10 protein-coding genes are annotated in these 15,239 nt (G+C 40.5%); 1 reads left to right on the forward strand and 9 read right to left on the reverse strand.

Annotation, left to right across the window (positions count from 1 at the left end; translation table 11 throughout):
* Positions 1-8 precede the first annotated feature (8 nt).
* The 8 genes from icmF to MKX96_RS16565 all read right to left on the reverse strand — a co-directional run bounded on the left by icmF (position 9) and on the right by MKX96_RS16565 (position 11,212).
* On the reverse strand, positions 9-3,266 hold the full coding sequence (gene icmF / locus MKX96_RS16530; RefSeq protein ID WP_340885426.1) for a fused isobutyryl-CoA mutase/GTPase IcmF: 3,258 nt from the start codon (positions 3,264-3,266) through the stop codon (positions 9-11).
* Positions 3,267-3,315: 49 nt separating this feature from the next.
* Positions 3,316-3,954, reverse strand: a complete 639-nt coding sequence (locus MKX96_RS16535) for a TetR/AcrR family transcriptional regulator (protein WP_169359442.1) — start codon at positions 3,952-3,954, stop codon at positions 3,316-3,318.
* Position 3,955: 1 nt separating this feature from the next.
* Positions 3,956-5,095 (reverse strand): acyl-CoA dehydrogenase, encoded by a 1,140-nt coding sequence (locus MKX96_RS16540; RefSeq protein WP_169359441.1) that lies wholly within the window; start codon positions 5,093-5,095, stop codon positions 3,956-3,958.
* 72 nt (positions 5,096-5,167) lie between these two features.
* Positions 5,168-5,572, reverse strand: coding sequence for a DUF6188 family protein (locus MKX96_RS16545; RefSeq protein ID WP_340885431.1), 405 nt, complete (start codon positions 5,570-5,572; stop codon positions 5,168-5,170).
* 114 nt (positions 5,573-5,686) lie between these two features.
* Positions 5,687-6,823 (reverse strand): acyl-CoA dehydrogenase, encoded by a 1,137-nt coding sequence (locus tag MKX96_RS16550; protein WP_340885434.1) that lies wholly within the window; start codon positions 6,821-6,823, stop codon positions 5,687-5,689.
* Positions 6,824-6,843: 20 nt separating this feature from the next.
* On the reverse strand, positions 6,844-7,695 hold the full coding sequence (locus MKX96_RS16555; protein ID WP_340885437.1) for a 3-hydroxybutyryl-CoA dehydrogenase: 852 nt from the start codon (positions 7,693-7,695) through the stop codon (positions 6,844-6,846).
* The gene (locus tag MKX96_RS16560) at positions 7,692-8,900 is read right to left on the reverse strand and encodes an acetyl-CoA C-acetyltransferase (protein WP_340885440.1); all 1,209 of its coding nucleotides are present in this window, start codon (positions 8,898-8,900) and stop codon (positions 7,692-7,694) included. Before MKX96_RS16560 ends, MKX96_RS16555 begins: the two co-directional genes overlap by 4 nt.
* 158 nt (positions 8,901-9,058) lie before the next feature.
* A complete protein-coding gene (locus tag MKX96_RS16565; protein ID WP_340885443.1) occupies positions 9,059-11,212 on the reverse strand; it encodes a (Fe-S)-binding protein in 2,154 nt (717 codons plus the stop codon).
* A gap of 922 nt (positions 11,213-12,134) precedes the next feature.
* On the opposite strand from MKX96_RS16565, the gene MKX96_RS16570 reads away from it, so the two are divergent.
* Positions 12,135-12,800, forward strand: a complete 666-nt coding sequence (locus tag MKX96_RS16570; protein WP_340885444.1) for an HAD hydrolase-like protein — start codon at positions 12,135-12,137, stop codon at positions 12,798-12,800.
* Positions 12,801-12,888: 88 nt separating this feature from the next.
* Here MKX96_RS16570 and MKX96_RS16575 read toward each other — a convergent pair whose 3' ends face one another.
* Complete coding sequence (locus MKX96_RS16575; RefSeq protein WP_340885446.1) at positions 12,889-14,943, reverse strand: bifunctional diguanylate cyclase/phosphodiesterase; 2,055 nt, start codon at positions 14,941-14,943, stop codon at positions 12,889-12,891.
* Positions 14,944-15,239 lie beyond the last annotated feature (296 nt).

The following is a 15,239-nucleotide window of genomic DNA, read 5'->3' on the forward strand; positions in this document are numbered from 1 at the left end:
TAATATTTTTACATATTTCTTCGATATTGACCGCCGACCTCATAAAGAGCGTTAGTAATTTGACCTAAGCTAGCCATTTGGACTGTGCTCATCAGCTCTTCGAAGATATTGCCACCACTCATTGCAACTTGCTTCAAGCGCTCTAATGCATGCTCCACTTTAGCTTCATGCTTAGCTTGGAAGTCTCTTAAATTATTTATTTGAGTTTCTTTTTCCTCTTTGGATGCACGAGCAAGTTCCATATTGTCTATATCATCTTCAGAAGCAGGGTTTGGATTTAAGTAGGTGTTAACCCCTATAATCGGAAGTTCCCCTGTATGCTTCTTCATCTCATAATACATAGACTCTTCTTGAATTTTACCACGCTGATACTGAGTTTCCATGGCTCCAAGAACACCGCCACGGTCATTGATACGATCAAATTCCGTTAGAACTGCTTCTTCTACAAGGTCCGTCAGCTCTTCCACTACATAGGAGCCTTGTAAAGAGTTTTCGTTTTTCGATAAACCATGCTCTTTTGTAATAATCATCTGGATAGCCATGGCACGACGTACAGATTCCTCTGTAGGAGTGGTGATTGCCTCGTCATACGCGTTTGTATGGAGCGAGTTACAGTTATCTTGCAATGCCATCAAGGCCTGAAGCGTTGTACGTATATCATTGAAATCTATCTCTTGGGCATGGAGACTTCTCCCCGATGTTTGCACATGGTACTTTAACTTCTGGCTTCTCTCATTTGCACCATACTTTTCACGCATAACCACAGCCCATATACGACGGGCAACGCGACCAATCACCGTGTATTCTGGATCTAGCCCGTTTGAGAAGAAGAATGATAGATTAGGTGCAAATTCATCAATATTCATCCCACGGCTTAAATAATACTCTACGTACGTAAAACCGTTTGCCATAGTAAATGCCAGCTGGGAAATAGGATTTGCCCCTGCCTCTGCAATATGGTAACCAGAAATAGATACAGAATAGTAATTTCTAACCTTATGGTCGATAAAGTATTGTTGGATGTCCCCCATCATTCGAAGTGCGAATTCTGTCGAGAAGATACACGTATTTTGTCCTTGATCTTCTTTTAGAATGTCTGCCTGCACGGTACCGCGAACGACTTGCAATGTTGCTTCCTTCACATGAGTGAATTCTTCTACCGTCAATGTTCTACCTAGCTCTTCTTCCTTTAGGCGAACCTGCTGGTCAATTGCCGTGTTCATAAACATTGCCAAAATAATCGGAGCTGGCCCGTTGATGGTCATCGACACAGACGTGGATGGCGCACATAAGTCAAAGCCAGCATAAAGCTTTTTCATATCCTCTAATGTACATATACTAACACCAGATTCCCCGACCTTGCCGTAAATATCTGGGCGATAATCTGGATCTTCTCCGTAAAGCGTTACGGAGTCAAACGCTGTAGACAATCGCTTTGCATCATCATCCTTAGATAAATAATGGAAACGACGGTTAGTACGCTCTGGGGTTCCTTCTCCTGCAAACTGACGCTTAGGATCCTCTCCTTCTCTACGGAAAGGAAATACCCCTGCAGTATAAGGGAACGATCCTGGTACATTTTCTTTATAAACCCATTTCAAAATCTCCCCGTAATCGACAAATTTCGGTAGAGCGACCTTAGGGATTTTCAAGCCAGACAAGCTTTCCGTACGTAGAATTGTACGAATTTCTTTATCACGAATCTTTGTGACAAACTCATCGCCTGCATACGCATCTTTTAGTGCCTGCCAGTTGTCTAAAATACGTTTTGATTCTGCCGTTAATTCATCTTTTATGCCCTCGGCTAGGGATTCTAATGAATGAATTAAAGCATCGTCTGCAGTTTTTTTCTTAACCTCGTCAATTGCACCCTCTAGTTGGAACAATCGTCTAGCAAACTCTACCTGCTCTTGAGATTTATTATGATAGCCTCTAACTGTGTCCGTAATTTCACGAAGGTAGTACCTGCGATCGTTAGGGATAATGACATTTTGCTTTTGTGTTTTCACAAACTGATCATAAGATGTTGCCCAATCTGTGCCCAACTTTTTATTCAACGTATCGATTAATGCCGCAAATAATGAGTTAGTCCCTTTGTCATTGAACTGGCTAGCAATTGTACCGTAAACTGGCATTTTGTCCAGCTCCACATCCCATAGCTCACGGCTGCGTTGATACTGCTTTTGCACCTGTCTTAATGCATCCTCAGAGCCTTTTCGTTCGAATTTATTGATAACGATTAAGTCTGCATAGTCAATCATATCAATTTTTTCTAGTTGAGACGGTGCTCCAAACTCACTAGTCATGACGTACATAGAGAGGTCAGAAACATTCGTAATTTCAGCATCCCCTTGACCGATTCCACTTGTCTCTACGACAATCAGATCATAGCCGGCAACCTTCACAACATCTAATACATCTGCTATTGCGCCTGATAATTCTGTTCGTGATCCACGAGTAGCTAAGCTTCTCATAAATACTCGTTTATTGAAAATAGCATTCATACGGATACGGTCTCCAAGCAGAGCCCCACCAGTTTTTTGCTTTGTAGGATCAATCGATAAAACTGCTATTTTTTTATCTGGCAATTCCTGAAGAAAGCGACGGATCAGTTCATCCGTTAATGAGCTTTTCCCTGCACCACCTGTACCCGTGATCCCTAGCACTGGAGTATTCTTAGACAAGCCTTGTGCCAGCTCAAGCATACTCTTCGTTTCGGAATCCTTGGTGTGATGTGCCTCTTCTGCTAGTGTAATCAGATGAGCGAGTACCTCCGGATTTTCAGTTGTAACTTTCTCGATTGTTTCCTTTGCTCCTGAAGGCTCTGTTGGAACATCGCACTCCATTAGCATTTTGTTGATCATCCCTTGCAGTCCGAGCTTTCGACCGTCTTCAGGTGAAAATATTCCGGAAATACCATATTCCTGCAGTTCTTTAATTTCTTTTGGGATAATTACTCCACCGCCACCACCATATATACGAATATGAGGTGCTCCCCTTTCGGCAAGTAAGTCCTTCATATATTTAAAATACTCGACATGTCCTCCTTGATAGGAAGAGATGGCAATCCCTTGAACATCCTCTTGTATAGCAGCATTAACAACCTCTTCAACCGAACGATTGTGGCCTAGGTGGATTACCTCTGCTCCGCTCGCCTGTAAAATGCGGCGCATAATATTGATGGATGCATCATGACCGTCAAAAAGACTCGACGCCGTTACAAAACGAACATGATTTTTTGGACGATATACTTCTACCTTAGACATGTTGTTCCTCCTTGTTTGTGTGAACATTTATTCCAAACCCTGGACTAATTTAAAGAACGTCCTTCGCTTTACCCATCCCACTGAGTAATAACTGCACTTGTAGATCTGTAAATTGCTCGATGGTAAATTCCTTGCGTAAGGCCCATCTTCTAAATGCCCACATTTGCCCTTGGACAGCCAAGGTATGAGCATATAGTTTAGCCTGCTCCGCAGTTAGCTTTAGCTCCCCAGCCTCAATACAGCCAACCATGATTTTATGGAATATATCCACCATTTCTAGCTCTTTAGTTAATACATATTCGAGTGCTTTTTTCGGTAACGACTTGGATTCCTGGTACATGACGACAAACTCATCTGACATATCATCTATTACCCCATAATAGTGATATATTGCATTCTTCAAGTCCTCCATCGTCGTGCCTTTTTCAGGCTGAAATTCTGAAAGTCTTCCATGAACCTCATGATAAATACTATCGCAAACTAAATAGAGTACATCCTCCTTGGTACGGATATATTCATAAAGCGTGCCTATACTAAAGCCCGCTTCCTTCGCAATCTCTCTTGTAGTAGTCCGGTGAAAGCCCTTTTGTTTGAATAAAGTGACAGCTGCTCGAATCATTTGCTGACGTCTTTTTTCAATTAAGTTTCCGTCCTTTACAGAGGTCAATACTTCGTGTTTTTTGTCCATGTTACTTAGTAAGCATACGAGAGATAACAAGACGTTGAATTTCTTGTGTACCCTCATAAATTTGAGTTATTTTAGCATCACGCATAAAACGTTCTACTGGATAGTCCTTCGTATATCCGTATCCACCATATACCTGCACCGCTTCTGTTGTTACTTTCATAGCTGTATCTCCAGCCATTAGCTTCGCCATTGCAGATTCCTTCCCGTAGGAAAGTCCATTAGATTCTAACCAAGCAGCTTGATAAGTAAGTAACCGTGAAGCTTCAATTGATGTTGCCATGTCTGCTAGCTTAAAGGAAACTCCTTGGTTCGCAGCAATTGGCTTGCCAAACTGTACACGCTCTTTCGCATAGCTAACGGAAGCATCTAAAGCACCTTGAGCAATACCAACCGCTTGAGCAGCGATACCGTTACGACCGCCATCTAACGTTTTCATAGCGATGATGAATCCTTCACCTTCCTGACCTAATAGATTTTCCTTAGGCACACGGCAGTTTTCAAAGATGATTTCTGTTGTAGGCGATGAACGTATTCCTAGCTTTTTCTCTTTTTTCCCAACTGAGAATCCTTCAAAACCAGCTTCTACGATAAATGCACTTGTTCCTTTATGTTTAGATTCTGGATCTGTAACAGCAAACACTACATAAATGTCTGCAATCCCGCCGTTCGTAATAAAGATTTTAGAGCCATTTAGCACATAATGATCTCCATCTAATTTAGCAGTTGTTCTCATGCCACCTGCATCGGAACCAGAACCTGCTTCTGTTAATCCGTAACCACCAATTTTTGTTCCTTCTGCCATTGGACGAAGATATTTTTGCTTTTGCTCTTCATTTCCATATTTGAATATTGGCCATCCAGCTAAAGATGTGTGTGCAGAAAGCGTTACTCCTGTAGATGCACAAACTCGTGATAGCTCTTCTACTGCGATACAGTAGGCTAAATAATCTGATCCAATTCCGCCGTACTCCTCAGGCCATGGAATTCCTGTTAATCCAAGCTCCGCCATTTTGTCGAAAATCTCACGATCAAAGCGCTCCTCTTCATCACGTTCAGCTGCTGTTGGTGCAACTTCATTTACTGCAAAGTCACGTACCATTTTACGAATCATTTCATGCTCTTCTGTTAGTTGAAAATTCATTGTACACTCCGCCTTTTTCTATGTTTTTTTGTGATTTTCAGATGGTTGTTGGTGGTTCACCTAGTCTATTTATTAATCGCTGTAAGAGCCTCCAGGCAAAGTAAACAAATATAATCCCTTCTCGGTACCTAACTGCCATCCTTCGTAATAAGAACTGTCGTGGAATATTTCAAGATAAATACTGTTTTCAAATTCCACAATTAGGTCAGATACATGTTCGAAGTGAAATATATTCACGATTCTCTTTCCCAGTAATATTTGTTTAGCATCTTTGTGTGAAAACTTCCCGGGTGAATGGAGAACATCGGAGTAACCAATCGCAACTTCATTAGCAAATCGGATTCTCCAAGGACATTCAATTGTTAAAAATCCTGATTCAAAATCCATTCCAAAAACTATATTCTTTTCTGTATTTACTTCTTCAACCTTCTGACCAATAAAATAGCTAAAATCGATATTACTTAACTTTCGATACATAACATCCTACCTAACTTTTAATTATTAACCTGCTACATTCAATATTTGTTAAAGCTGCAAGGTATGGATGGTCGAGAATGGTAACCTTCATCTAGTTTTCTATTCAGTGATTTCTCAATTCATCAAATGTTTGCTAATAACGATTCGTTGGATTTCACTTGTACCCTCGTAAATTTCGGTAATCTTTGCATCGCGGAAGTAGCGTTCTACAGGATAATCCTCTGTGTAACCATAGCCGCCAAATACCTGAACCGCCTCAATTGCTACGTCTACAGCTGTTTTAGAAGCGAATAGCTTAGCCATCGATGCTTCTTTCCCACAAGGAAGCCCTCTATCTCGCATATTGGCTGCTCGGTAAACTAGTAATCTAGCTGCCTCAACTGCTGTCCCCATGTCTGCAAGCTTGAATCCGACTCCTTGGTTTGCAGCAATCGGCTTACCAAATTGGACGCGCTCCTTTGCATATCCTACCGCTGCTTCGAAAGCTGCTTCGGCAATGCCTAGAGCTTGAGTTGCAATTCCGATACGTCCAGTGTTTAAGTTGGCCATAGCAATCTTAAAGCCCTCGCCCTCTTCTCCAAGTAGGTTCTCTACTGGGATTTTCATATCCTCGAAGGTGATTTGGACTGTTCTCGATCCATGCAAGCCCATCTTGTGTTCGTCTTTTCCAATGATAAAACCTGGTGTGTCCTTCTCCACGATAAATGCGGAAATTCCACGAGAGCCCTGCGAAGCATCCGTCGAAGCAAATACGATGTAAACATCTGCCTCTCCACCATTTGTTATAAAGACCTTGGCTCCATTAAGCACATACTGATCGTCTTTTTTGACTGCTTTCGTTTTAAGAGCACCTGCATCCGACCCAGCAGACGGCTCTGTTAAACAAAATGCTCCAAGATACTCGCCAGATGCAAGCTTTGGGATGTACTTCTGTTTTTGATCTTCATTACCAAAGTAAAGAATTGGATTCGTCCCTACGGATGTATGTACAGAAAGGATAACCCCTACAACCGCACTTACCTTGGATAATTCATTGATGGCAATCACATAGCTAGTAAAGTCCATCTCCGATCCACCGTACTTCTCTGGTATCGTAATCCCCATTAAACCTAGCTCACCCATTTTTTTTATAATTTCACGAGGGAACTCCCCTTGCTCCATCCGTTCAATAAAAGGCTCTATTTCGGCTTTTGCAAAATCACGAACCATGCTGCGCATCATTAGCTGTTCTTCAGTGAATGTTAACTCCATTAATAAATCCCCTTTGTTGGTTATTCGTAGATATAGAAGCCTCTTCCAGTTTTCTTCCCTAGCCATCCAGCCTTCACGTATTTACGCAATAACGGACACGGTCTATACTTGCTGTCACCAAATCCTTCATGAAGCACTTCCATAATATACAAGCAAGTATCTAAACCGATAAAGTCTGCTAGCTGCAGTGGTCCCATTGGATGATTCATGCCCATCTTCATGACATCATCGATTGCTTCTTTCGTTGCTACCCCTTCGTATAATGTATAAATTGCCTCATTGATCATTGGCATTAATACACGATTTGCAACAAATCCTGGGAAGTCATTTACTTCAACAGGAACCTTACTTAACTTTTTCGTCATTTCCTCTATCGCCGCATAAACTTCATCATTAGTTGCAAGACCTCTAATAATTTCAACGAGCTTCATCACGGGTACTGGATTCATAAAATGCATGCCAATAACTTGTTCTGGACGATTGGTAGCTGCTGCAATTTCTGTGATTGGAAGTGATGACGTATTCGTTGCTAAAATAGCATGAGCTGGTGCAATAGCATCTAGTTGTTTAAAAATAGATTGTTTGATTTCCATGTTTTCAACAGCTGCTTCGATGACAAGATCTACGTCATTTGCATCGTCAATAGATAGTGACTTACTGATTTTATTTAAAACCGCTTGTTTGTCGTCCTCGGTCATTCTTCCCTTTTCTACATTTCTAGAAAGATTTTTGGAGATTGTTTGAAAGCCTCGCTCAAAGAATTTTTCTTCTCGGTCATTTAGCTTCACTTCATAGCCTGCCTGTGCACAGACTTGTGCAATTCCCGATCCCATTTGTCCTGCGCCTATTACCATTACCTTTTGAATGTTCATGCTAGATTTCCCCCTGTTTTTGGAACTTCAATCATGATGGCATCTCCTTGGCCTCCACCTGAACAGATGGCAGCTATTCCGATGCCTCCCCCTCTACGCTTCAATTCATACGCAAGAGTAAGTATAATTCGTGCACCAGATGCTCCAATTGGATGACCTAATGCAACAGCCCCACCGTTCACGTTCACTTTGTCCTCTGATAAACCAGCAATTTGGCTGCTCACTAACGCAACTGCCGCAAAAGCCTCGTTGATCTCAAACAAATCAATGTCGTCAATAGATTTCCCTGTTTTCTCAAGTAGCTTGTTAATAACAAGCCCCGGAGTTTGTGGAAAGTTTTCTGGCTCAATTGCAATGGCAGTGTGGCCAACTATATATGCTAGTGGCTCTTTTCCAAGTTCCTTTGCTTTTTCTTCATTCGTCAGTATAAGTGCGCAGGCACCATCGTTTACTCCAGGTGCGTTACCTGCTGTAATAGAACCTTCTTTTCCAAACGCAGGCTTTAGCTTGCCAAGTGATTCAACAGAAGTGTCCGCTCGAGGAGCCTCATCCTGATTTACCACAATAGGATCACCTTTCCGTTGGGGAATTTCAACAGGAACAATTTCTTCTGCAAATATTCCAGATTCAATCGCTTTCAACGCAAGGCTGTGACTTCTGTATGACCATTCATCTTGCTTTTCACGTGATAACTCAAACGTCTCAGCTGTTGAATTTCCGTAAGTTCCCATATGAACACGCTTTGGATGGAATGAACAAGAAAGACCATCGTAAATCATTCCGTCGACCATTTGGCCATCGCCCATTCTTAAACCAAATCTACCTTTCGGCAAATAGTATGGAGCGTTGGACATAGACTCCATTCCCCCAGCAACGATTACCTCTTCGTCCCCTAAACGAATAATTTGGTCTGCCATCGTTACGCTTCGCATCCCAGAAGCACATACTTTGTTAATCGTTTCTGTTTGAACATTCCAAGGAATACCTGCCTTGTTAGCTGCCTGTCTAGAAGGAATTTGACCTTGCCCGGCTTGTAGAACCGTCCCCATAATCACTTCATCTACCTGCTCAGGATTTACACCTGCTTTTGCAAGTGCTTCTTTTATAGCAACTCCCCCCAAATCGGAAGCTGTTAAGTTACTAAGTGCTCCACCGAACTTACCAAAAGCTGTACGTGCCCCATCCAAAATTACTGTTTTCGTCAATACAGTCACCCCTTTGATTTGTATACGCTTTCAAGATTATTTAAATAAAATATCACTGACTGAACGCTCGCTCGATTAATTCTGTTAAGAAAAGGGAGTATTTCCACTCCCTTCCTCATTAGTTTAAGTTTACTTAAAGTAATTTGTGATTGCAATTATTATTGAACATTCTGTTCTTCGTTTACCTCTTCTATTTCAGTCACTGACTCACCGAAGATGGATTTTTCTAGAAGCTCAGCAATATCATATGTCCCTACTGTATCTTCTACTTCTTTCGCTTTCGTACCATCTGATAGCATCGTTAAGCAGTACGGACATCCAGAAGAGATGACTGTTGGTTTTACTTCTAACGCTTGTTCTGTACGAGCAACGTTTACGCGGTTACCAACATGCTCTTCCATCCACATCAAGCCTCCACCAGCGCCACAGCACATTCCGTTTTCACGGTTACGCGCCATTTCTACTAGCTGAACTCCTGGGATTGATTTTAATATTTCACGAGGTGCATCGTATACATCGTTATAACGTCCCAAGTAGCAGGAATCATGGAAGGTAATTGTTTCATTTACCGCATGCTTAGGTTTTAAGCGACCAGCCATTACTAAGTCGTATAATAACTCTGTATGGTGAAGAACTTCTCCATTCCAACCAAAATCGCCATATTCATTTTTGAAAATATTATATGCATGAGGATCGATTGTAACTATTTTTGTTATCTCTGCTTTTTCAAATTCTTTAATATTTGCTGCAGCTAATTCTTGGAACATAAATTCGTTTCCTAGACGTCGCGGTGTGTCCCCAGAATTCTTTTCCTTGTTACCTAAAATTGCGAATTTCACTCCTGCTTCATTCATCAGATGAGCAAACGATAGAGCAATTTTTTGCGAACGGTTGTCGAAGGATCCCATCGACCCAACCCAGAATAGGTATTCAATCTCTTCCCCTGCTTTAGACGCTTCTTTGACAGTTGGAATATGAAGTTCTGGACGAGCATCTCTCCAGTTTTCTTTTTCTTTACGGTTAAGACCCCAAGGATTACCCTGACGTTCAATGTTTGTCATCGCACGTTGAGCATCCGGGTTTACTTTGCCTTCTGTCATTACTAAATAACGACGAAGGTCTATAATTTTATCTACGTGCTCGTTCATAACTGGACATTGGTCTTCACAGTTACGGCAAGTCGTACAAGCCCAAATCTCTTCTTCTGTGATAACATCACCGATTAAGGAAGGACTGTAAATGTCTTCAATAACGGCACCTTCTGCACCAGCTGCCATTGCTAGCTGATTTCCTTTGGTTCCTTGGAACGCTAATGAAGGTACCCATGGTTTTTGTTTCGTTTCTACTGCTCCAGTAAATGTTAAGTGATCACGAAGCTTCACGATTAAGTCCATTGGAGAAAGCATTTTACCCGTTCCTGTAGCTGGACACATATTCGTACAACGACCACATTCTACACATGCGTAGAAGTCTATCATTTGTGCTTGTGTAAAGTCTTGAACTCGACCTACACCAAAGACTGGCATTTCCTCTTCATCTGCTTCTTCGTCCTCTTCTTCTTCAAAGTTAATCGGACGTAGTCTACCTACTTTATCTAGACGGTGAAAATATACATTCGCAGGACCAGTGATTAAATGGAAATGCTTAGATTGTGGTATATAAACTAAGAAAGATAATAGGAACAATAAGTGAATCCACCACATAACAAAGAACACAGTGATTGCGGCTGCCTCAGGTATCCCTTGGAAAACGGTTGCAACAGCAGATGCCACAGGCTCACTCCAGGTTGCCTCATGGCCATGCCAGATCATTCCCATACCGTTACCGACTAATACAGATACCATTAGTCCACCGATGAAAATCAGTACTAAACCATTTTTCCATCCACGTTTTAAACGAACTAGCTTTTCTACGTAACGACGGTAGAATGCCCAGATTACTGCTACTAAAATAACTAATGTTACGATTTCTTGGAAGAATGTAAATGCTGGATATAATGGTCCTAGCGGTAAATGTGAATCAGGTGCTAGTCCCTTCCAGATAAAATCGATTGCTCCAAATTGTACTAAGATAAAGCCATAGAAGAACATGACGTGAATAGCTCCACTCTTCTTGTCCTTTAATAATTTCTTTTGTCCAAATACATACACCCAGATTTTGCGAAGTCTTTCCTTCACATTATCTTCAAACTCAACTTTTTTCCCCAATTTAATGTATGCGTATCTCGTTCGTAGTAGATATACAAATAGATATACCGCATACAGTACAACACCTATGAATAACACCCAGTTTGCGATTAACAATGGATTCATCCCTTTTCCCCCTCTAAGATGTGCCTAATTACTAATAGAATAACATTATAAAAGAATTATATGAATTAATACAATATTAAAACTGAATGAGCATTCAGTCAATAGGGAAATATATATTCTTTTCAAAAATGTTATTTTTTTAAAATAATTTAATCTTCTAGGCATTGCTTTAAAGGTATTATATTAATAGCACATGGTATTTAGGAATTATAGATATAAATTTATTAATGAATCTCGCATTGTTAAGTAGAATTAGAAATCCAGATTTCCGCTTTCGGCGGACGCTTTCCTGGGGCACGGGTCGAGCCTGTAGTCTCTCCCTCGTGCTGTTCCCCTAGGAGTCGCCGCCTGTCGCTTCAATCATATAGGATGGGGAAAGGAGTTCCAGATATTGGAATCGAATGTTATATAGATTAATTAATTCATAATAAGCTCTACATCATTAAGGCGATTTAGAAATCACAGATTTCCGCTTTCGGAGGGCGCTTTCCTGGGGGCGCGGGTCGAGCCTGTAGTCTCTCCCTCGTGCTGTTCCCCTAGGAGTCGCCGCCTGTCGCTTCAATCAAAAAGCATGCTGCAATATTAAAGAGTAGTAATGTGACCTAAACTCGGAAAACGCCCGTAAAAGGTATAATATGCCCCATAATCATAAAAGAAACGTCCCATAAATCTAGAAGAAGTGACCCATAAAAGTCTTGAGATGGCCCATAACCTCACAAAACCTACCCATAAAAGAGGACTCCCCTCACATCAATTAGATTTAATCTTAATAGTGTATTACTTAAAGGCGATACGCCGAATATAACGCTTAAGGTGACCTTAACCTATTAAGTATCTTGGCAATGCGAAACGGCGTCATTATAAAGGTGAAATGATAGTGATAAGTAATCAATACTAAATTTTAATGGAAGGATGTGTTCCAATGGAGACAGCAATTATTTTTGATATGGATGGAACATTGTTTCAAACAAACCTAATATTAGAGCCTGCTCTTGAGGCTACTTTTGAGCAACTGCGATATAAAGGCCTATGGAGCGGAGAGACTCCGATTGACACTTACAGAGAGATCATGGGGGTACCTTTACCCGTTGTTTGGGAAACTCTATGTCCAGCTCATAGTGATGTAGTTCGTGAGGAGAGTAATCAACTTTTTCAAAAGGCACTTATCGAACAAATTCAAAACAGTCAAGGCGCATTATATGAGGGTGTAGAATCTACTCTAGCGGAGCTTGCAAAGGACTTTCCCATGTATATTGCAAGTAATGGACAAACTGCATATCTAGAGGCAATTATGGAGCATTATCATTTAACTAGATGGATAAAAGATATGTATAGCATTGATTTAGTTGAATCAGGCAATAAATCTGAATTAGTATCATTAGTCATGAAAGAGAATGGAGTAAAGCGAGGGTATGTAGTTGGGGACCGTTCCTCAGATATTAAGGCTGCTTCAGATAACAATCTACTCTCTATTGGTGTACGATTTGATTTTTCACAGGAAGCTGAGCTGATCCATGCGGATTATATTATTGATAGCTTTTCTAATATCCAGGACGTGTTAATAAAAACTAGCCTTTCTCAGAAATAACTCTCCTCTTTTTAAAGCGGAATTGGTTAGCCACTGAGACTTATCTTTTCCTAATTTGAAAAAAGCATCGAGTCTCACTCGATGCTTTCTATGCCAACCCTTTAGATGTCGCTAAATGGAATTGATTCCACAACACTATTTCTTCACTAGATTGTGGCTTTGAGTAATAATATCCTTGTACAACCGGTTTAATGCACGTGTTTCGTAGGAACTCTATTTGCTCCTTCGTTTCTACACCTTCAAACACAATCGTCAGTTTTAGCGATTGACCAAGCCCAATCATTGCTTCCAATATGGACGAATCCTTTTCAGATGCTGGAATTTCATCTATAAAAGATTTGTCTATCTTTAACGTGGAAATAGGCATTTTTTTTAAATAGGACAAAGAAGAAACTCCTGTGCCAAAGTCATCTAAAGCTACGGATAGCCCTTCCTTTCGAAAAGCGATGACGGCTTGGATTGCTTTTTCTATGTTTCTAACAAAGCTCGTTTCCGTTATTTCAAGCTCCAGCTGAGAGGCTGACACCTCATAATTCCGCATATTAGCTTGTAGTACTTGGAGAAGTTTTGGTGAGGTTACATAGTCTCCAGGTATATTAATAGAAATTTGTTCAAAAGAGATACCCTCTTCCCTCCAACTTGCGATTTGTTTACAGACCTGTTCAATTATCCAGTCCGTAACTCTCTCCATTCGATTATGTGATTCGAGTATAGGTATAAACAAGGCCGGAGATAGTAGTCCATGAATGGGGTGTTTCCATCTGAGTAAGGTTTCTAAACCTTCCACCTGATTCCCTTTAAGAGAAACTTTCGGCTGATAGACTATGAAAAGTTCCCCCATTTTAATGGCACGACCAATTCCATCCACTATCTCACGCTCAAAAGCATGTGTGTGAATTGCTGGATCAAAGAAAATTACCTCGTTTTCAAATTTAGTAGAGGAGTGGCGGATAACAGCTAAAGCGTTAGCATACAAGGTTGCTGCCTCGGTTTTATTGTTAGCTTCTGCAACCGCACAAACGGAAGAAAGATACGTTTTTTCCCCATCAATAAAGAGTGGCGTTTGTAGATATTCAGAAATTCTCTGCATAGCTTCTTTTACATGTGAGCTTTCCTTAACATCCTTCATCAAAAAAGCGAAGCGGTTCTCTTCAATTCTATATAGTTCAGAGGATGGAGGTCGCATTGTTTGAAATCTTTGAGCTGTTAGCTTAATCACTTCATCAACGAACTGATAACTATATTCTTTATTGAGCTCCTCTAATCCATGAAGTTGCCATATGATTAAGTATTCCGGAAATAAATGCTTTCGAAGATCTTGCTCAAATAGTCGTCGATTTGGTAGTTTTGTAAAGGAATCAAAAAAATTCGTGTGGTACGCCACATAACGGTCTATTTGACCCAATAAAAAAAGTATACCAAGCAGTAACGCCATTCCTGCAGTGACAATGATAACTAAACCACCTATATTCCCCATGTCATGTGCTAGTGCGTGTGCATGAAAATCACTTGGCACATAAAAAGTGACTGCTGACATACCCGTATAATGCATACTAGACACTGCTAAACCCATAATTAGAGCAGTAAATAATTGAATCCAACGATTTTTCATATAAAGTTGCAGGTTTGAAAAAATATAGACGGCTAACATCGAGATTGCCACTGATATACCAATAGAAACTATAAATATTAAGTAGTTATAAGAATAAGAGATATCCATTTTCATGGCATACATTCCCATATAATGCATGGTAGAGATACCAGCTCCCATCGAAACTCCAGCTAGGATATAAACCCAAAGCCCTCTTTTCGGTAGGTTAGATAAATAAAAGGCTATAAACGATGCTACCATTGCTGGCACAATAGATAAAACAGTCAGTGTAACATTGTATGTCATATGGACAGGCAAGGAGAAGGCACTCATCCCAACAAAATGCATAGACCATATTCCAAATCCCATAGCAATAGAAGCAAACATTAACCATAGATTTCGATGAAAAAAACCAATCCTCTGCGCTCTTCCATTCATCGTCAAGGCTGAATATGAGGCTATTACGGCTATTAAAATGGACAATATAACAACAGAAGTAGCATAGTCACCTTGAATGACGACCATATCCTCTTCCAAATAATTTTCAAACATTCAATTTATCTCCCTTTACATTTTCGTGTCTATAAACGTAAAATCCATGTCTCTATAGTAATCACCCTCCTTTTATCGGCAGTGAGTACTACAAATTAACTCATCTCGAAGCTCTACGGAAACTTTCTTTTGAAGGTGATACCGGTCAATTAATATACCTCAATTGGGAGTGATAAAGATACGAGTATCGCAAGACGAGAAAAATAGCTTCATTTCCATTAGATTTTATGAGTTGTACCATCCAGTAAGACTTGGCTATACAAGTAAATAGGAAAAATATAATATTCTTTTAAGGG

The organism is Psychrobacillus sp. FSL W7-1493, assembly GCF_038004905.1.
In the GTDB taxonomy this organism is placed as follows: Bacteria; Bacillota; Bacilli; order Bacillales_A; family Planococcaceae; genus Psychrobacillus.